Source organism: Psychrobacter sp. FME5 (assembly GCF_014861375.1).
Lineage (GTDB): Bacteria > Pseudomonadota > Gammaproteobacteria > Pseudomonadales > Moraxellaceae > Psychrobacter.
This window is the reverse complement of sequence record NZ_RRYX01000022.1, coordinates 19,668-38,629: the sequence shown is the minus strand read 5'-3', so window position 1 is coordinate 38,629 and position 18,962 is coordinate 19,668. Positions and strand designations below refer to the sequence as shown.

Here is an 18,962-nt window from a genome sequence, read left to right as displayed (position 1 = left end):
TAAGCACTTTACCAATACTAACTGAGGCTATAATAGCAATATCTCTAACACCGCAACCTCTCACCGTCATTAGCCGTATGATGTCTTCTATTTTAGAGTGACAGCCCTTATAAGTTAAGGCATGGTCACCAATGAATTGACGTTTGCAGTCCTTGCATTGGTAGTTCTGCTTGCCATAGCTTTTTATGCCGTTTTTCTTTAAACTGGGACTGTGACAGTCGGGGCAGCTGATATCTATTTGTGTCTTCATAACCTCAAATATATCATCTTGCTTTGGCTGTCACCCTCCTTTATTTCTTCAGCATACTTTCTGACACACCACCCTATTTCCATTGCATCAATTATGTTAATGGATGGCACGCCCTAAGGCAATGACAGTACCCTTTTATGTTGTTATTCATCTTATCTTGCCGATAATCGACTATTTTGACTATGTGTTGCAAAGTGGGCTACAAGTGGTACAGTAGAGCTATGCATACCATCGCTTTAATATCATAGCTTCAAGATAAGTTACGACAGAAACTTTGATTTTGTAAAAGGAGTTCACTACTGATGAGTAAATCTAAACAGGCGTCCATTCATATTCGTTGTGATTACGATTTAGCCAATGAATTTAAGCAAGTAGTCGAGCAAAATGGCTACACCAAGTCACTTGTTCTACGCGAGTTGATGCAAGATTATATTAACACCTCTAAAAACCACAACATGCAATCCGAACAGGACGTAATGGGACAAGTTCTGAAAAAAGACGATACAATTAAAGCAGCACCTTTAAAAGATATGACAACCGATGAGCTGTTGAAACTAGCGATAAGAATGGCTGAAAAACATATATAACTTAGCTACTTATACCCTACTTATCTATCTGATAGTCGAAGACAAGCTTCTCGCTAAAAAACACCGAAACCCATGTTTTTTGATTTCCACCGTCAGGCTACGTACTTAAAACTTCCCAAATATCACCCAAGTTTTAATATCTGCAGGTTCGACAGCATTTCTCAGTTGCCTTGACAACCCTCATAGAGATGGCGATACTCTGTTCCGGGAGTACGAAGCCAGGAAGCTTAGAACCCTTACAAAAGTACTGTCTACAGCTTAAGCTTATTAAGTATGTTCATATGACAGCAGCTGTAGTGATTACTTTAGTTGAATGTTGAAATAAAAATAATACTTATTAATGGAAAAGGAAAAATAATGGACGCTCAGTTAACCGATTTTGATAAAGAAATGATAAAAAGATCTATTGATCTTGCGATTGCTAACGTAGAAAAAGGCGGTGAACCTTTTGGCGCAGTTTTGACAAAGGGCCAAGAAGTGATTACTGAAGCGGTCAATGAAGCTTATATAGATCAAGACCCTACAGCGCATGCAGAAATGCAAGCCATTCGCCAATCTGGAGAAACTCTGAATCTTCCACGTGACTCTGACATTACTATGTATGCGAGCGGCAAGCCTTGTGGTATGTGTATGGCAGCCATGTTACAAGTCAAAATATCACGTGTAATATTCGCAGCAGATGAAGCGTTAGGCGATGCCTATGGGTGGGGTACAACACCTCTATATGAAAGCTTGAAGAAAGACTTTGGACAGCAAGGTATTGAGGTTATAAATTGTCCAGACCCTAAAAGTAAAGACGCGTTTGAAGCCTACGAGAAAAAGAATAAGGCCTAGATGGTAAGTTTATTAGGAGACGCTGGATTTAACTATACTATAGCTGATTCACTTTAAAACTGATACGAGTGCTACTGGAGTAAATTTTTCGCCGCCTCTGTCACGCCTGCGAACAGCAAGCAAGAAAAATTAGCACCAGTAGCACGGGATTATTGACGTGTCGATTTTATTTAGAACTGACTATATCTTTATGTCGTCTTGCATTTCAATGAGCCAGATACCCTTGTGTAGCTGGCTTTCTTATTAAAAGAATAATATTGGTTTAGCTATTAGATCCAACCCGGCTCCAAAAGATGCTCAGTATTGCTCACTTTAAATTCATGATATAAGTCAAAAAATACTGCTGGGTCTTCAACATTGTCAAGCAACTCGCGTTTATTGAGCGCCACAAACATTGCCAGCGCATACGCAGCACAATGGATAGATTTTTTTGGATTAAACTCACGATCTGTAAAGGCCTGATATTGCATGACCTCCTCATGCAGATGCGGGTTTTGCTTTAGGGCATTCACATACAGCCAGTCATAAAATGTAGTCAATGGCTCTACGCTCCACTCCATGCCAAAGTAATCATAGCCAATCAGTTCGCCCGAGGTTATTAAACGCTCGTCCTTTTTGGCTTGTCTGGGCGGCGCGGTTAGCAAATCAGTATAAGGGCCACCGTCCTCAAAAACCATACTGCTTTGAAAGGCATTTTCGACACTATACTGCTTGCCATCATGCTCATTCGTGAGCTTTAAGCTCGATGGACTGAGCGGAAAACTCAATTTATTGCCAGATTTACTAGATAGCTCTAAGACATGACTAAAGCCATACTTTTTGCGAATAACTTGATGCATATCATTGATGGATTTTTTCTTTTGTCGACTTGCAAACCCCACATGCCGCTCAAATCTAACCATGTCCGTTTTTACCAAATTGTCACTATTGACTCTAGGCATGAATACCGGTCTGTGCTCTACAGCATCTTGTCTTTGATCCACAGAGTTCTGTGTTTGTTGCATAGCGATTTGCCTTATATCAATCGTCTTGTATAAATGTTCTTTTATAGCAGGTCTTTTATAGCTGTTTTTTACAACTACTCTGGCATAAACAGTATTTTAAGATAACTGTCGTTCGAAATTAGGGCATGCCCTAATTTCTTGCTGACTACTCAGCAGCATCCAATAATTTGTTAAGCTCGTCCACCATGGCATCATCTATGATGTTGTCTTCCACATAGCTGACTATCTCATCTATGGTGGTCAAGTCCATTTCTCGAATATCTAAGTGAGCTAATTGCTTATTAATAGAGTCTAAACTGTCATTGTCTTCAGAGTCGTCTAGTAGATTTTCTTCGAATCGTCCTCTGACGAACCAGTACATTTTTTCTAGCACGGTTTCTTTTTTGGTCAAAGTAGAATAACCGTCACCATAAATAAATAAGTTGAAATGGTAAGGTATCTCTACCTCATTAATAAAAAAAGTACGCTGGCATTCTAGTGTATAGGCTTTAATGTCTTTATCTTCAACGGCTTCTTCATCTTTATCGTCTTCATCATATTCAATCGCCTCCTCTACCAATTCACCTAGTATTTGATAGCCCCCTACTTTAATCTTATGATTATAAATGATAGAGGAATCGGCGATTGCGTCAAAGATAATGGCACTGACATCTAACGTATGATTGTCAATATCATAGAAGCTCTTTAAAGCGGGTAAAAATTCAGTCAGCTTTTCTTCAGGTACTTGAATGAGGAACTGCTGCTCATATATTTTAATCATATCTTCAGGCGCATAGGTATTGGCAGTATCAGTCTCGTTTCTACCGGTAGGCTGCAAAGGTAAAAAATTATACGGGTTAGTATTGGTCATTCAGGACGGCCTTTTATTTGGATTAACTTTGATGGGCGTATTGTCTCTTATTCAGCTAATTTTAGATATACAGCGCATAGATTATTACCGTTATATCTTGATATACCTATTTACCTAATAATTGCAGACAACGTTGAATGACCGGTGCATCTATCATATTACCTTCTACTTTAAATACTGCCTTTCCAGTTCTTTCGTACTCTGCTATAACACGTTTTGCAAAATCAATCTCGGCGTCTAAAGGCCTGAGGGACTCTTTGACGGTGGCGACTTGTTTAGGATGGATACAGAGCATGCCTGACATGCCCATTTGTGACCACAACTGTACGCGCTGACTAAGGCCTTCGCTGTCATTAAATTCTGGATAGACCGTGTCGATAGGCGCCGATAATTGATGTACTTTTGAGCTAATAAGTAACTGATAGCGAATTTGATTGGCGATAATATCCGCCGCTGCCGTACCTACTTGTACCTGCAAATCATTGCAAAGATCCAGAAATCCATAACTAAAAGCGACCAACCCTGAAGCGCTGGCCATGTTATCAAGGTTATACAAGCCAACAGCGCTTTCGACTAACGCTATTACTGATAAGCCACTGAGATGATGAATATATTCAATATCTGCAGCCTGCTCTGCTTTAGGCAGTATTATCCCAGCAAGATTGGGCAGCTGCTCGCATAGTTTTATATCTTCAGCATAGTCTGTGCTACCAGCTTGATTGATGCGTATCCAGACCGGTTGATATTCGCTGCTGAGATAATATTCTCGTAATGCGTCGCGAGCCTGTGCCTTGTCGGCTTGAGCAATAGTATCCTCTAAATCGACAATCACCGCATCTGCGCCACTAGCGAATGCTTTTGTGACTCGTTCCATTCTCGTGGCAGGGACAAATAACCAAGTATGAATATTGCTCAAACCAACCGTCAAAGCAGTGGTGTCTTTATCAATAGAGGTTTGCATGCTTTGTTCCTTAAGTATGGTGATAGTCAATACTAAATAAAATAGGTACGTTACCTTATAGACTGAGACTGGTATAAATTTTTCTGGCTTACTGTACCTATGCCGTTTCGATGCTGCAAAAATTTTATACCAGCCCCACTGTATCGTTTTTACCTTGAACTGACTATATTCAGATAGTCAGTTCAAGGTAAAGTAAGGTTAAATATTATAACGCACTATGGGTATAAGTTTTCCTTACTTGATGTTAGCAAGCGCGACGGAGGCTGCGAAAAGTTTACTCCTGATAGCACTCGTATCGGCTTTAAAGTGAATCAACTATATCCATGGCACTAGGGCATGTCCTCAATCTGAACGAAATCAACTAAATGGGTTAAAATGAGGACACGCCCTAAAATATAGCACTCAACCGTAAAATTCTTGCTATGGTAGAGAGCGGAATTGAGGGAATTTACAGATTCAACATTACTTCTATTTTTTTACCCACTAATTTGATGAGAAGGTTAAGGATGACTATAGATAACGACGTATTACGTGAGCGCATCAGCTTATTAGGATCATTTCTAGGGGATGCGATTTCTCGCCAGACTGGTGAACAGACGCTCGAGACGATTGAAACCCTGCGCAAAGGTTTTATTCAACAACGACGCGCGCCTAACGAAGCGAACCAGCAACAACTCATCGACTTCATAGCCTCGTTAGACAATCAAACCTTAAAAAATGTCATCCGCAGCTTTTCTATCTATTTCTTCTTAGCCAATCTCAGTGAAGAAAATTACTTACGCGAGCAGCGTCAAGCCTTACGTATGCAATCGGAGCACAGCTGGGAAGGATCGTTTCGCCGTACTTTACTGGAGTGTCGTGAACGCAATATTGAACCTGCCCAAATGCAAGAGCTGATTGATCAGCTGAAATTTATCCCAGTATTTACCGCCCACCCGACCGAAGCACGTCGCCGTACGACCATGAATCTATTGCAAAGCCTATTTACGCATAGCGATGCCTTAAACAATCTTTCTGAAAACAGTTTCGCCTACGAGCAAGCGAAAGAAAAAACGGCACAAACGATTGATTTATTATGGTCATCGGATGAAGTACGTACGCGTAAGCCTCTAGTCTATGACGAGATAAATAATGGTCTGCACTATTTCAATGCCAGTTTATTTAGCGCCATCCCAAAGGTTTATCGCAATATTAAAGACGCCATTGTTGATATCTATCCAGAGTTAACAGATTACCCATTACCGGCGTTCATGAGCTTTGGTTCTTGGATCGGTGGCGATAGAGACGGTAATCCCTTTGTCACTCATGACACCACAGAAATGGCCGTATTAATGCATGCCAATGCCGTTTTGCGGCACTATCAAGTCTTGCTCAAGAAACTGCGCCGTGAACTGATTCATAGCGATACCATTATTGAAATTGCACCAGACGTTTATGCTCGTATAAAGAAATACGCCGGTCTCGATCAAAAAGTATTCCATTATAACCCTGACGATTACAACAATGAGCCGTACCGAAGGCTGTTATCGATTATCCTGGCCAAAATAAAAGCGACTAATAGCCATATTCAAAGCAAAGGTACAGATCTTGAAGCTGCCCAAGATGCTTATCCCAACCCACAACAGCTATTAGAAGATTTACGCATCATCCGAAAAAGCGTCAATACTCATGACAAAGCACATGGCGAAGGCTTATTGCTCGATATGATTCGTCTGGTCAAAACTTGCGGCTTTCATTTAGCAGCGCTCGATATTCGTCAAGAGTCGTCTTATCATAGTGAAGTGATAGCCGATATTTTCGCCAATGCCTCAAATTTACCAGACTATCACGCCCTCACTGAAACCGAGCGCCAACAGTGGCTGACGCGTTTGCTTGAAAAGCCGGGCACACCGCTTATTTATACCGATAACTTAACCGATAAAACACGCGAACAATTGGCCTTGATGAACTCTGTGGCCACATTACGTAAACTGGTCGGACAAGATACTTTCGGCAGTTATGTTATTTCGATGACCAATAATGCCAGTCAATTATTGGAAGTTTTACTATTAATGCGTTTTGCAGGCTTATGCAAGATTGATGATAAGGGGCAACTGTCTGCTGACTTACCAGTAGCTCCCTTGTTTGAAACCATCGAAGACCTTAAAAATATCGATAAAATTTTACCTGCCGTGTTGAACAACCCACTGTATCGCGGGTTGCTTGCGCACTCAGATAACACCCAAGAAATCATGCTGGGCTATTCAGATTCATCAAAAGATGGCGGCATTATTACCTCTGCATGGCAGCTGTATAGCGCTCAGCAAACCATTAACCATATCGCTGCTGAATATGGCATCAAAACCCGCTTGTTCCATGGTCGCGGTGGCTCTGTCAGTCGTGGTGGCGGCTCAACACATAACGCAATTGCCGCGCAACCTGCCGGTACACTGCACGGACAAATCAAAGTCACCGAGCAAGGCGAAGTCCTTTATGCCAAATATGCCAACACCGATACTGCGGTGTTTGAGCTAACCATGGGCATTACCGGCACGCTTAAAGCTTGCTCCTCAAGGTTTGTGGTGCAACCGCCTGAATTGCCAAATTATGAAGCGCTCTTTGCCCGTTTAGCAGATGCAGGTGAGCAGCGTTATCGTCAGCTGACTGACCACACCGAAGGATTTTACCAATTCTACTCCCAAGTGACTCCGGTGCAGGAAATTTCCTTATTAAATATCGGCTCACGCCCAGCGCACCGTAACAAAGGCCTGCCAAGTAAGACGACTTTGCGCGCAATTCCTTGGGTATTTGGCTGGTCATTAGCACGCTTTACACTGCCTGCTTGGTATGGCGTCGGTAGTGCTTTACATAGTGTCAAAAAAGACGAAGCCCTGATGAAAGAGATGAATGACTGCTGGCCGTTTTTTAATGTGTTTATTAGCAATATTGAAATGGCGTTTACCAAATCTGAGATGAGTATTGCTCAGGCTTATAGCCAGTTATGTGACGATGAGACTTTACGTGAACAGATTATGAGCGCGGTAATCGATGAACACCAACTGACCTGTTCAGGTTTAAATTCTTTGCTTAACCAGACATCGTTATTGGCGCACCAGCAGAACCTTGCTGCTTCCCTTGAATGGCGCGACGCTTATTTAGACCCGATTAATTACATCCAAATAGAGCTACTAAAACGTGCCAGGCGAAAAGATGCGACAGGTGACGTTAACCATGGTGATCTTGCCGTTGAAGATCCATTAATACGTAGTATTAATGCGTTGGCAGCGGGTCTGCGTAATACAGGGTAATATAATGAACCGTGCAATATTATCGTTTAAGCTAAATGATAATGATAAAACCGCCAAACACTAAACAGTGTTTGGCAGCCGTATAAACAGAAAAAAGCCTCGCCTATAAAACAGGCAAGGCCATTACTCTAGGGCATGTCCTCAATCTGAACGAAATCAACTAAATGGGCTAAAAATGGCTAAATCTTGCCAAACTGCGTCAAATAGCTGGCTAATATCTTGATATTATCTGTACTATTTCCCTTGTTTGACAGCAATTTATCTCATTTTTATTACCATTTTCAAAATGAGGACACGCCCTAGATTTTACTTACAAAAACAACAATCCTAAACCAATCACAACACCACTGACAACCAGCACAATCACACAAAAACCCATGATATCTTTGGCCTTCAATCCTGCAATTGCCAGTGCTGGTAATGCCCAAAACGGCTGAATCATGTTTGTCCAAGCATCACCCCATGCCACCGCCATGGCGACTTTTGCTGGATCACTACCAAGCATCTCTGCCGCTTCCAGCATAATTGGCGCTTGAACCGCCCATTGTCCACCACCTGAAGGGACGAAAAAGTTAACCAGTCCTGCGCTTAGGAAGGCAAACAGTGGTAGCGTATCCGCTGTCGAAACGCTGACAAAGGCTTCTGACATCACTCCCGCCAAACCAGAGGCAGTCATCATTCCCATAATACCTGCATAAAACGGGAATTGGACGATGATACCACCTGCTCCTTTGACCGCCTCTTGAACCGCAATCAGATACTTGCGAGGCGTTCCGTGGAATATTATCCCAAGGAACAAGAACATAAAGTTAACCAAATCAAGCGTTAAGGAAAATCCATTTTGGACGAAGTAATAAACAATAAAAGCAAGTCCTAGTGCGCCGATAATCATTGACAAAACCCAGCTATTTTCTAAACGCTCGGCTGGTGTCATATCCGATTTGGCTGGAAGTTCTTCAACTACTGGATCAACGAGAACTTTTGGATCGACGGTAATCGTATCTTCTTTTTTTGGCATCATCAGACGGTTTAACAAAGGCACAATAATAACCAATGCAGCAATGATGATTAAGTTGTAGCTAGCAAAGATGGTTGCACTCGTTGGAATTACCCCAATTTTATCAACGAACGGATGGCCTTCTGTCGCAATAGACAATGGAATCGAGCCAGAAAATCCGGCGTGCCAAATGATAAAGCCAGAATACGCACTGGCAATCAGTAAGCGATAATCGACATTTGCAACACGCTTCGCCAATTCTTTGGCGAATAACGCGCCAATAACCAAGCCAAAACCCCAGTTGATCCAGCTTGCGGCAAGGGATACTAAAGTCACTAAGATAATCGCACTACTTGGTGACTTTGCAAGACTGGCAAGTTTGCCCAAGCCTTTTTTAAATATTGGGCTGCTGGCTAATACAAAACCGGTGACTAACACCAATACCATTTGCATAGAAAACGCCAGTAACGCCCAGAACCCTTCACCCCAAAACGCCACCATCTGTACAGGGGAGGAATCCGTTAAGCCTAAGCCCAACCCAAAAATAACCAATGTTAAAATAATGACAAATAAAAATGGATCTGGTAAATACTTTTCCATTAAGCTATTCGAGAAGCGTGTGATTCCTTTCATTTTTAAACTCCCTTTTTATCTAAATTTACACTTCATTCCTAACCTTAATGTTACCTCATTCTTACTATTTTAGCCTTAATCATTTAGCAGACAGCTATTAAATAGACAAACATTTCACATATCACTATTTCACAGACAGCTACTTTCCTGCGGCTGCACTATTGTCATAAACGACTTTTAGGTTACTGCATAAAAAAAGCCTTTGGAGAGCTAAATCACCCTTCAAAGACTTCTGGTTATTATTATACGATAAGAGATAATTATCAGCTGGTTTACTTGTTGTTGTACTCTTCGCTTTCAAAGCTACATCAATGCAAAAACTAAGCTACGCAGATTAATTCTATTTAATCAGTGTCTTATGGTTAGGGGGTTACAGTCAAAGTGATTCACTTTTTAAGATTAAAACGAGCATTAGGGCATATTATTAAAGGTCTAATATCCGAGCGCTTCTTAGGTAATGCTAGATTTTGGCAACCCATACTCGACTCTATCAATAATCTCATTACGCTGCTTAATAACAAGTCGATAACCTTTAATCACACCGTTATAGGGTAGATGAGCATGATACTTTTGATAATGCTCCTCGATACACTGTTGCACTATCGCCTCACGCTCTGTCTCATTCATCTTGGCAATATTTTGCGGTAAATGAACATTCGCCTTACTGCTAGCGACACCACGCGACATCCAATTTGCGCCCCCACTCCACGTAAAGTCAACGTCAGCGCGCAAGCTGTATTTGGGTAGTGGATAAGGATAATGTGCCAAGTCATATTCGATTTTCTCAATATCATCTGAATAAGCTTGGTATGGGATATTCAGCACCAGCAATAACGCTTTTAAGAATTCATGAGCCGTAAAATAGCTATCAACATTCTTATCATTCAACCCCAATATCTCACTAGATAAGACATGGCGCAGACGATCACAGGCGGGAATAGTATGTATTGCAGGATAGCCCATGGTTTGAACGATATCTTGCGTCCTTAGCTCCAGCTTAGCTATTTGGCTGACAGCATGTTTTGCTAACGGGTGACGCGGCGAATAACGGCGGCTATATTTGGATTGCTCAGAATTTTTACTGTTAATATTAGACATAAATGACTCCTAAATCCCGACAACAATAAATAAGATTAAGCCCAAATAGGCGAGTCAAATCAGGCATGGATAACCTTGTCGGAGAATAGGCTCATGCGCTTTACCAGAGTTATTTTATATCGTACTGGAAGTTGCAAGGTGTCCTAAGTTTTTATTGAACAACTTGGCAAACCATTAAACCCACGATAGCTTTCTTATAACGTAGTCAGTTCGATGTAAAAAAGATACAGTGCGACTGGTATTAGTTTTTTGCAGCCTCTGTCAGCGTAGACACAGCAAGCAAGAAAAATTAATACCAGTCACGCGTCAAAAAAATGTATCTAATGTATTTAGTCTTCACCATGATACGTCGCCTCATCCATCCAAACGATAGGATCTTCGCACAGGTGAACTAAGTGATACCAAATGTCACTGTCACGGGCAATCCGATGATGACCACGCTCAAAGTAATCCACTTCCCAGCTCTCAGGTAAATCGACCAGCGTGCGTCTGGCAACGGCCACATCCAAACATTCGTCTTCGACCTCAAGCATGACCCGTACCATCTCAGTATTTGAGGTGGGAAATGACAGTTTCATATCAGCGACTTGTGGTATGCGATCGACCAAAACTTCATTAGGATAAATGCAAGGCGCAATCAATAGCGTACGCAAATTATATTTATGAGCAAAGTGATTGGCAAACCAACCGCCCAGTGAATGTCCTACCAAAACCACTCGCGGATACTGCCTCATTTTCTCTTGTATTAGTGTGTCATAAATATCGAAAATCTCGTTGAAATCCTCTCGATAATTGACGGTTTGGCAATATTTGGGCTCACGTTTAATACAGGTGTATTTATTGGTCTCACAGCTTGAATCAAGACCGTGAAAGAATAGTAAAAATGTGTCGTCATTTTCAATGGGAAACATCATGGCTTTCTCCTTTATTATTATTTCTTTTATTTATTAACGGTATCTTTATGTCCTATTCTTAGCCATAGACCATAGATGATCTCGGCGACCTCTTTAGGCACTGTGGTATATCCAGCGCCAAACGATGAGTCATAAACCGCAGTCATCAGCACCAAAACATCATCTACGCTATCGGCATTATCTTTAATGAGACGATTGGCGGTCTGCTCCGCCTCACTACTATATTCATCCCACATATGGTTGAAATAACAGCCCACCATGCCAAAATCATAACGATAAATCACATCTGTGATAGCGGTCATAAAGCTCGCACGCGAGTCGTCATAATGGTCAGCCCATTGCTGGTATAACTGCTGACGTATGGGCAATACTGGCGGTAAAATAGGTCGATCTTTGGGATCATTTAGTTTATCGGCACTTACAACAAATGAAGGTTTAGACCCTTCTTCCCATAACAACGGATAAGACGACGAAAACATACCTTTTTCGCACACACTCAAACGCCATACTCCCCACATCTCCTTACTAGCACAACTCATGGTATAGACAATGATTTGATTGAGATAATCACTATCATAAATGATGTGCTGGCGATCAATTTTCACGCCTTGCTTGGGTAATACATCAGTATAGGTAAAGGCTTTATCGCGCTCACTTGGCTCGACAGCAACAATCACCTCAGGGCAGTCTGGTTCCCTCTTCATCAGCTCATAGGGAGCAACAAAGCTTAATGTCTCATCGCTGTTGTTCACAAAATAAATATCTTCTTCATAGTCATTGATAGACTCGTTATGCAGATAGAACAGCGGAACCTTTGGTTTAGTTTGACCCTTATCTTGAATGGATTTAGGCAGTTTTGATCCACCTGACCAGTGTATATCGTCTATACGTTTTGGTTCAAAAGCGTCAGTAGTGTTTGTCATAAAGTTTTCCTTAATTTTTTAGTTTTTTTGGTAGCAGCATTTTTAATTTTTTCTCAAATCAAATTTAAGTCAGCCGCGTCTATTCACCAGTTTTTTAAGTGGCGTGATAAAGGTAAAATGAGTGATTGAGTGTGGCTGAAGCACCCGTGTTTTTATTGGTTGCTTGAATACATTTTTAACAAAAAGAAGTACGTTATCAGCATTTTTAAAATGCTAACTCTCTTTTTTAATCATGTACTTTGGATTTAAGATAATAGGAGGTTTTGGCAGGTACAGCGGTTTACGAATAAACGAAAATAACCTTTTAAAATAGTTAAGATACGTCAGTTAAGAAGTGAAGCATTGCGCTTCGAGGATTAACTTTATATCGCGTTATTTTTGCCTGACTCAATAACTATAGTATAAACACTGACAAAAAGAAAGGGTCGAAAACAACACTCGCGACAACTGCTGTCGCTTAGGTTTGATGCATATTATTCGTCAGACGGATACACCATTAATACAGAGTTTGATGCTTTATTCGTAATGTTATGGCGAGCCATGTCTAAGCCTAATGTATAGAATTACTTATATAACCTGACAATTTATACTCGCCAAATTTTAAATTCCACAACGAATCCCTCCCCCCCCACTATAGAGCAGAGCTGACTAAGCAAAGACAGCAAGCAGAGCTAGCGCACGGCAACAGAGCAAAGACAGGGACTTTGAACGCTAAAAGAGAGGTTTTTATAATTAACCCCACATTCCTATAGAAGCACTAACCATAAAAAATATCACTATCATAAAAAGTGATAATGAGATTGATATAATTATGCAAAGAGCTCCAACAGGAGAAGGTAAGACAATAACTTTTTTATAGAAGCCGAAGTATAATAGAAAGTAAATAGGGCTTAGAGCAATAATTAGTATTGAAGGAATTAGCCCTATGTAATAGTAGATTGTACCAAACGCAATGATGATAAGTTTCATAAATTTAAAAGTGAGGCTTTGCTTAAAACTTAATGCTCAACACTCAACATGCCTTAGATTTTTTTAGCTTATGCTCTACTCTATCGATTACTTCATCATTCTGTTCAAAAATCAGGTGATGGCCTGTGATATTACCATCATATGGTAAATATTTCTCATAGCGCTGACAATGCGCTAAGTCGTTTTTAATCTGTGCGATGTCATCTGCAAACGGTGTATGAGGTAACTCCAGCACCGTAAATAGCGTTGCTAAAAACTCATCGGCTGTAAAATACTTATCGATATAGCTGCCATCAAGCCCAAGGTATTTATTTGACAGTACATGACGCAGGCGCTCACAGGCAGGTATGGTATGCTTTAGAGGGTAACCCATGGCTTTGACAATATCTTGCGAACGCAGTTCAAGTGTTGCTATTTGATTAATCGCGTATTGTGCTAAAAGGTGGCGTGGATGATAATGACGGGTGTATTTGGATTGGTTGGCAATGTGGCTCATGATGTTGAACACCTTAGACTCCTGTAACTCCGACAAAAAAGGTTGAAATAAGCCCAAGTAGGCAAATAAAATTAGGCACAAATGAGGATGTCGGAGTACAGGCTCATGCGCTTTACCAGAATTGTTTTATATCGTGCTGGAAGTTGCAAGGTTTGTACGCCACCATTAATTATAATAATGGCTGGCGATAACAAAACTGTTAAACCCACGATAGGTGATTCAATGATGATAGCACATCAGTTGATAGAAAATAAATACTGAAAACTCCTTTAACTATAGCCATTGAGTTGCTATCTTCTCTCCTTTTTTATATCGCCACATAATCCTGCCTCGTTCTTACGCTAATTTTTTAGCACTTTTCTAACTGTTGAACTTTATGAAACATAATCTTGAGGTGAGCTCAGACGCTCGCCGAACTCAGTATTTCCAAGTATTTTTGATGGGGGTTAGCGCCTTTATTATGAATACCACAGAATTTGTCCCAGTTGCCTTATTAAGTGATATTGCTCAAGACTTTTCTATCACCACGGCAGAAACCGGCTGGATGTTGACACTATACGCTTGGATTGTTGCGGCGATGTCATTGCCATTGATGCTATTGACCAGTCGCTTTGAGCGCAAACGTTTATTATTAGTATTGTTTGCGGTATTTATTGCCAGCCATGTGCTATCAGTGTTTGCATGGAGCTTTCAAGTGCTGCTCATTAGCCGAGTTGGAATTGCACTAACCCATGCGATATTTTGGTCAATCACCGCCGCGATTGCGATACGCGTGGCACCTGAAGGCAAAAAGGCATTGGCGCTAAGTGTACTTGCGACCGGTACATCGTTAGCGATGGTACTTGGTGTGCCATTGGGACGCGTAATCGGTCAATGGTTTGGCTGGCGCGCGACCTTTGGCGGTATTGGCGTGATTGCTTTTATGGTGTTTATTCTACAAGCAAGATTATTACCAACGCTGCCAAGTATGTTTGAAGGCTCTTTTAGAAAAATTCCAGAGCTGCTCAAAAACCCATTACTCGTCTGTCTGTATCTACTTATTTTGTTAGTCTTTACCGCGCACTATACCGCTTATTCTTATATCGAGCCTTTTATGCGCCAAGTTGGCTCAGTTAGTGAAAACGCCGCCACTTTTGTACTGCTATTATTTGGGGTCGCAGGGATTGTAGGCAGTATCATATTCAGTCGCTGGGGCGATCGTTTTAATACCAGATTGATGCTGATATCGACGATATTAATGCTACTGTCTATGCTCGTGTTGCTATTAGCAGTAACGTCGGTATGGGCGCTGAGCTTGATTGCCTTACTGTGGGGCGCCGCACTGATGTTGCTTATTATCTCGATGCAAGCCAAAGTTATCATGGTCGATGTCAACGCGCAAGATATGCTGATGTCGATGTTCTCAGGGATTATTAACTTAGGAATTGGTACAGGAGCTTTATTTGGTGGTTATGCGGTGACGCATATCTCAATATCAAGTGTGGGCTATGTGGGTGCGGCTATCGCCAGTGTGGCGCTGCTACTAATGCTATTTATGATAAAACGCTTTCCTGAATTAAGCAGAAGGCTTGGCTAGCTAAAAAGCTGATGTTAAATACGCGTAAAAAAATGCCAGCCACTTACATGGGCTGGCATTTTGATTTTGGTTTACTTAAAAAGAGAAAACTTCAAGTTAGCCCATCTAAAAATCCACCTTGCCACGTAAAGCTTTGGTCTTACCCCGTTGGGTTTTTTTGTCGACGCGTTTACGTTTAGCATTTCTACTTGGTTTGGTAGGCTTACGGGTTTTATTTATGTGCGTGGCTTTGTTGATAAAGCTTTGTAGGCGCTCAAGCGCGTCAATTCTATTGCGTTCTTGGGTGCGAAATTGCTGCGCTTTAATAATGAGCACACCTTCTTTGGTGATTCGGCTGTCTTTACTATCAAGTAATCGCTGTTTATTGACATCACTCAAGCTAGACGAATGGATATCAAAACGCAGATGAATCGCAGACGAGACTTTATTAACGTTTTGCCCGCCAGCACCTTGTGCCCGTATCGCGCTAATCTCAACGTCGCTGTCATTCAGGCTAATGGTATTGCTGATAAAAATCATAAAATGCTTTTATAAATCATTAATAAGTATAGTCGATGATAAACCATTATCAATTCACTCGCCACTTCTAAGCTTACCAACTTCAAAATCCGCATTTCTTAAAAACTGTTTCTTAAAGGCTATTTCTTAAAGTTTATTTTTTAAAAACGATAAGTGGCAATCCGTCAGTTAAACCTCATAAATGTTATCGTTTGACGTCACTATGTCTGTCAACTGTCTGTGAAGCGTAAGCTTACCCGAAGATTATTTTTTGCCATGTTAGGATAATTTTAAATTGTCACGATACCTTTTATATTTGCTTAGTTTACTACCTACTTAATAATAAAGTTCTTAGCCAATATTTTGCTCATACTTTTAAAACTCAAACGACGATTCGATAGGAATAAGCGTTTTATGACGAACAATAATAAAAAACCCAAAGCTTCTTTTATGACTTACCAGATTCCTGCTGATAACAGCATTCAGGTAAGGGGCGCGCGGGTTCATAACTTAAAGAATGTAGATGTTGATTTACCTCGTAATGCGCTGGTTGTTTTCACTGGTATATCAGGCTCAGGCAAGTCTTCACTAGCGTTTGGCACCTTGTTTGCCGAATCACAACGTCGCTACCTTGATTCAGTATCACCCTATGCCAGACGGTTAATCGATCAAGTTGGTGATCCTGATGTCGATTCGATAGAAGGATTGCCGCCTGCTGTTGCTCTCCAACAACAACGAGGCACACCATCTGTACGCTCATCAGTCGGTAGCGTGACCACCATTTCAAATGGCTTACGTATGCTCTATTCGCGGGCTGGTGAATATCCTGCTGGACAGGAAATGCTGTATGCCGATGCGTTTTCGCCAAATACGCCTGAAGGTGCTTGCCCTACTTGTTCAGGTATCGGACGAGTGTTTGAAGTGACAGAAGATCTCTTGGTACCTGACAAGACAAAAACCATTCGCGAACGCGCTATTGCTGCATGGCCACCCGCATGGCAGGGACAAAACCTAAGCCGGATACTCACCACACTCGGCTATGATATCGATAAGCCTTGGGATACTTTACCAAAAAAAACCCGCGATTGGATTCTGTTTACCGATGATACCCCTGAAGTACCGGTCTATCCAGAATACAACCTCGAACAAGTACGCGCGGCGATTGAAAAAGGTGAGAAACCCAATTATAAAGGCACATTCACCAGTGCTAAAAACTTCGTCTTACATTCTTTTGCTACTACCCAAAGTCCACGCACCAAAAAACGCGTGGCTCAGTTTATGCAAATATCAGAATGTCCAAGCTGCCATGGTAAAAAACTAAAAAAAGAATCACTATCGGTTAAGTTTGCCGGGCTTGATATTGGTGAACTGTCTCAATTAACCCTGACTGAATTGGCACTTAAGCTTCAGGGTGCTGCTCATAAAAAACTCACCGATACTACCCATGACCGAGAAAAAGCCATCGTCGCACAGCGTATCGCTAGCGACATCCTCTTGCGTGTTGAAGCGTTAACCAAGCTTGGCTTAGGCTATTTATCGCTTGAGCGCACCACACCCACTTTATCGCCGGGTGAGTTACAACGCTTAAGGCTAGCGACTCAAATTCGATCTAAATTATTTGGCGTGGTTTATGTGCTCGATGAACCTTCTGCTGGACTACATCCCGCGGATACTCAAGCGCTACTAGCGGCATTAGATGAGCTGGTAGCAGCGGGCAATTCATTGTTTATTGTTGAGCATGATGTCAGTGTGATTCGACATGCCGATTGGATAGTCGATGTCGGACCAAAAGCTGGCAGCCACGGTGGTGAAATTATTTATAGCGGCCCTGTAGAAGGCTTGCGTGATATCTCGGAGTCATATACTGGACAATATCTTTTTACTAATGACGCCACAGTAAACAGCGAATCAGGAAGCCATCAATCCAGGCAACCTAACGCTTGGCTAAAACTTGCTAACATTGAGCGCAATAACTTACAAGGTTTAGAGGTAGCGTTTCCTTTAGGCGTATTGACAACAGTAACGGGGGTTTCAGGTTCGGGTAAATCAAGCTTGGTCAGTCAGGCTTTGGTTGAGCTAATTTATAACCAACTGGGTCAAAAAACCGTCATTGAAGCGCCTACGGGTGAGGCTGATTTACTGGAACAAGAGCAAGAAACACCGATAGGTGGAGAGATAGTTGATGGTATGGAGCATATCAAACGCTTAGTCACCGTTGACCAAAAAGCCATTGGGCGTACGCCACGCTCAAACCTTGCGACCTATACTGGACTGTTCGATCATGTGCGCAAATTATTTGCCGCCACCAAAGAAGCAAAAACACGGCACTATGATGCAGGACGCTTCTCATTTAACGTTAAAAAAGGACGTTGCCCAAATTGCGAAGGTGTTGGTTTTGTCAGTGTTGAGCTGCTATTTCTGCCAAGTGTTTATTCGCCTTGCCAAGTTTGCCATGGACAACGCTACAACGACGAAACCTTAGAGATTACTTATCAAAGTAGAAATATCGCTGAAGTGCTCGATTTAACCGTCGAAGCCGCTGCTGAGTTTTTTGTTGATGACGCCCCAATAATGCGCGCCCTAGATGCTCTGTTAAAAGTTGGACTTGGCTATCTAAGGCTTGGTCAGCCAGCAACCGAATTGTCTGGTGGCGAAGCGCAACGGATTAAACTTGCCACTGAACTGCAGCGGTCACAGCGCGGTAATACGCTATATGTGCTGGATGAACCAACGACGGGTTTACACCCTTCTGATATCGCCTTGCTCATGGCACAACTAAATGGGCTAGTTGAAACTGGCAATACCGTCATTATGGTTGAACACGATATGCAGGTTGCTAGCAACAGCGACTGGATTATCGATATGGGTCCTGGCGCTGGTGATGAAGGTGGTCTCATTGTGGCAGAAGGCAAACCTATGGATGTGGCAAAGTCAAAAGAAAGTCTTACCGCGCCTTTTTTATTAACTTAGCAAAAGCATCGATATATATTAATAAATGAAATATCAAACTCATTAAAAGACAGATTCATTTAATAAGAAAAACCGCATAACATTCAATGTCATGCGGTTTTTCAAATATTGTTTC

Annotated in this window: 15 protein-coding genes; 5 read left to right on the top strand and 10 right to left on the bottom strand. The window is 41.7% G+C overall.

The genetic code is table 11. The features are described 5' to 3' along the window. On the bottom strand, nucleotides 1-250 hold a 250-nt coding region (locus EI161_RS05220; protein ID WP_192529141.1), incomplete at its 3' end, for an IS1 family transposase. 302 nt (nucleotides 251-552) lie between these two features. Between EI161_RS05220 and EI161_RS05215 the strand changes: the two genes are divergently transcribed. After that, nucleotides 553-837 carry a hypothetical protein gene (locus EI161_RS05215; RefSeq protein WP_192529140.1) on the top strand — a complete coding sequence of 95 codons (285 nt, stop codon included), beginning with the start codon at nucleotides 553-555 and terminating at the stop codon, nucleotides 835-837. A gap of 357 nt (nucleotides 838-1,194) precedes the next feature. After that, the gene (locus EI161_RS05210) at nucleotides 1,195-1,671 is read left to right on the top strand and encodes a nucleoside deaminase (protein ID WP_192529139.1); all 477 of its coding nucleotides are present in this window, start codon (nucleotides 1,195-1,197) and stop codon (nucleotides 1,669-1,671) included. 269 nt (nucleotides 1,672-1,940) lie between these two features. Here EI161_RS05210 and EI161_RS05205 read toward each other — a convergent pair whose 3' ends face one another. The 3 genes from EI161_RS05205 to EI161_RS05195 all read right to left on the bottom strand — a co-directional run bounded on the left by EI161_RS05205 (nucleotide 1,941) and on the right by EI161_RS05195 (nucleotide 4,486). Then, nucleotides 1,941-2,675, bottom strand: coding sequence for a DUF6977 family protein (locus EI161_RS05205; RefSeq protein ID WP_225735233.1), 735 nt, complete (start codon nucleotides 2,673-2,675; stop codon nucleotides 1,941-1,943). A gap of 145 nt (nucleotides 2,676-2,820) precedes the next feature. Further along, a complete protein-coding gene (locus EI161_RS05200; RefSeq protein ID WP_192529138.1) occupies nucleotides 2,821-3,525 on the bottom strand; it encodes a hypothetical protein in 705 nt (234 codons plus the stop codon). Nucleotides 3,526-3,631: 106 nt separating this feature from the next. Further along, on the bottom strand, nucleotides 3,632-4,486 hold the full coding sequence (locus EI161_RS05195) for an HpcH/HpaI aldolase/citrate lyase family protein (RefSeq protein ID WP_192523525.1): 855 nt from the start codon (nucleotides 4,484-4,486) through the stop codon (nucleotides 3,632-3,634). Nucleotides 4,487-4,992: 506 nt separating this feature from the next. Here EI161_RS05195 and ppc point away from each other — a divergent pair. Then, nucleotides 4,993-7,773 (top strand): phosphoenolpyruvate carboxylase, encoded by a 2,781-nt coding sequence (ppc, locus tag EI161_RS05190; RefSeq protein ID WP_192529137.1) that lies wholly within the window; start codon nucleotides 4,993-4,995, stop codon nucleotides 7,771-7,773. A gap of 310 nt (nucleotides 7,774-8,083) precedes the next feature. Here ppc and EI161_RS05185 read toward each other — a convergent pair whose 3' ends face one another. The 5 genes from EI161_RS05185 to EI161_RS05165 all read right to left on the bottom strand — a co-directional run bounded on the left by EI161_RS05185 (nucleotide 8,084) and on the right by EI161_RS05165 (nucleotide 13,803). Beyond that, nucleotides 8,084-9,403 (bottom strand): short-chain fatty acid transporter, encoded by a 1,320-nt coding sequence (locus EI161_RS05185; protein ID WP_192529136.1) that lies wholly within the window; start codon nucleotides 9,401-9,403, stop codon nucleotides 8,084-8,086. A gap of 450 nt (nucleotides 9,404-9,853) precedes the next feature. Next, the gene (locus EI161_RS05180) at nucleotides 9,854-10,501 is read right to left on the bottom strand and encodes a hypothetical protein (RefSeq protein WP_192529135.1); all 648 of its coding nucleotides are present in this window, start codon (nucleotides 10,499-10,501) and stop codon (nucleotides 9,854-9,856) included. Between the two features lie 329 nt (nucleotides 10,502-10,830). Next, nucleotides 10,831-11,415 carry an alpha/beta hydrolase gene (locus tag EI161_RS05175; RefSeq protein ID WP_192529134.1) on the bottom strand — a complete coding sequence of 195 codons (585 nt, stop codon included), beginning with the start codon at nucleotides 11,413-11,415 and terminating at the stop codon, nucleotides 10,831-10,833. A gap of 26 nt (nucleotides 11,416-11,441) precedes the next feature. Beyond that, nucleotides 11,442-12,338 carry a hypothetical protein gene (locus EI161_RS05170; protein WP_192529133.1) on the bottom strand — a complete coding sequence of 299 codons (897 nt, stop codon included), beginning with the start codon at nucleotides 12,336-12,338 and terminating at the stop codon, nucleotides 11,442-11,444. Between the two features lie 1,012 nt (nucleotides 12,339-13,350). Beyond that, a complete protein-coding gene (locus EI161_RS05165) occupies nucleotides 13,351-13,803 on the bottom strand; it encodes a hypothetical protein (RefSeq protein WP_192529132.1) in 453 nt (150 codons plus the stop codon). 376 nt (nucleotides 13,804-14,179) lie between these two features. On the opposite strand from EI161_RS05165, the gene EI161_RS05160 reads away from it, so the two are divergent. Further along, entirely contained in the window at nucleotides 14,180-15,379 is a 1,200-nt protein-coding gene (locus EI161_RS05160; protein ID WP_192529131.1) for a sugar transporter, read from the top strand. Nucleotides 15,380-15,484: 105 nt separating this feature from the next. Here EI161_RS05160 and arfB read toward each other — a convergent pair whose 3' ends face one another. Then, nucleotides 15,485-15,898, bottom strand: a complete 414-nt coding sequence (gene arfB / locus EI161_RS05155; protein ID WP_192529130.1) for an alternative ribosome rescue aminoacyl-tRNA hydrolase ArfB — start codon at nucleotides 15,896-15,898, stop codon at nucleotides 15,485-15,487. Nucleotides 15,899-16,291: 393 nt separating this feature from the next. Here arfB and uvrA point away from each other — a divergent pair, with 393 nt between their 5' ends. Then, nucleotides 16,292-18,847 carry an excinuclease ABC subunit UvrA gene (gene uvrA / locus EI161_RS05150; RefSeq protein WP_192529129.1) on the top strand — a complete coding sequence of 852 codons (2,556 nt, stop codon included), beginning with the start codon at nucleotides 16,292-16,294 and terminating at the stop codon, nucleotides 18,845-18,847. Nucleotides 18,848-18,962 lie beyond the last annotated feature (115 nt).

What these genes read in the sequence shown, in the direction of transcription:
- EI161_RS05170 (WP_192529133.1), bottom strand. Translation starts at nt 12,338, where the DNA reads ATGACAAACACTACTGACGCTTTTGAACCAAAACGTATAGACGATATA.
- EI161_RS05185 (WP_192529136.1), bottom strand. Translation starts at nt 9,403, where the DNA reads ATGAAAGGAATCACACGCTTCTCGAATAGCTTAATGGAAAAGTATTTA.
- EI161_RS05175 (WP_192529134.1), bottom strand. Translation starts at nt 11,415, where the DNA reads ATGATGTTTCCCATTGAAAATGACGACACATTTTTACTATTCTTTCAC.
- uvrA (WP_192529129.1), top strand. Translation starts at nt 16,292, where the DNA reads ATGACGAACAATAATAAAAAACCCAAAGCTTCTTTTATGACTTACCAG.
- EI161_RS05210 (WP_192529139.1), top strand. Translation starts at nt 1,195, where the DNA reads ATGGACGCTCAGTTAACCGATTTTGATAAAGAAATGATAAAAAGATCT.
- arfB (WP_192529130.1), bottom strand. Translation starts at nt 15,898, where the DNA reads ATGATTTTTATCAGCAATACCATTAGCCTGAATGACAGCGACGTTGAG.
- EI161_RS05195 (WP_192523525.1), bottom strand. Translation starts at nt 4,486, where the DNA reads ATGCAAACCTCTATTGATAAAGACACCACTGCTTTGACGGTTGGTTTG.
- EI161_RS05200 (WP_192529138.1), bottom strand. Translation starts at nt 3,525, where the DNA reads ATGACCAATACTAACCCGTATAATTTTTTACCTTTGCAGCCTACCGGT.
- ppc (WP_192529137.1), top strand. Translation starts at nt 4,993, where the DNA reads ATGACTATAGATAACGACGTATTACGTGAGCGCATCAGCTTATTAGGA.
- EI161_RS05215 (WP_192529140.1), top strand. Translation starts at nt 553, where the DNA reads ATGAGTAAATCTAAACAGGCGTCCATTCATATTCGTTGTGATTACGAT.
- EI161_RS05160 (WP_192529131.1), top strand. Translation starts at nt 14,180, where the DNA reads ATGAAACATAATCTTGAGGTGAGCTCAGACGCTCGCCGAACTCAGTAT.
- EI161_RS05205 (WP_225735233.1), bottom strand. Translation starts at nt 2,675, where the DNA reads ATGCAACAAACACAGAACTCTGTGGATCAAAGACAAGATGCTGTAGAG.
- EI161_RS05165 (WP_192529132.1), bottom strand. Translation starts at nt 13,803, where the DNA reads ATGAGCCACATTGCCAACCAATCCAAATACACCCGTCATTATCATCCA.
- EI161_RS05180 (WP_192529135.1), bottom strand. Translation starts at nt 10,501, where the DNA reads ATGTCTAATATTAACAGTAAAAATTCTGAGCAATCCAAATATAGCCGC.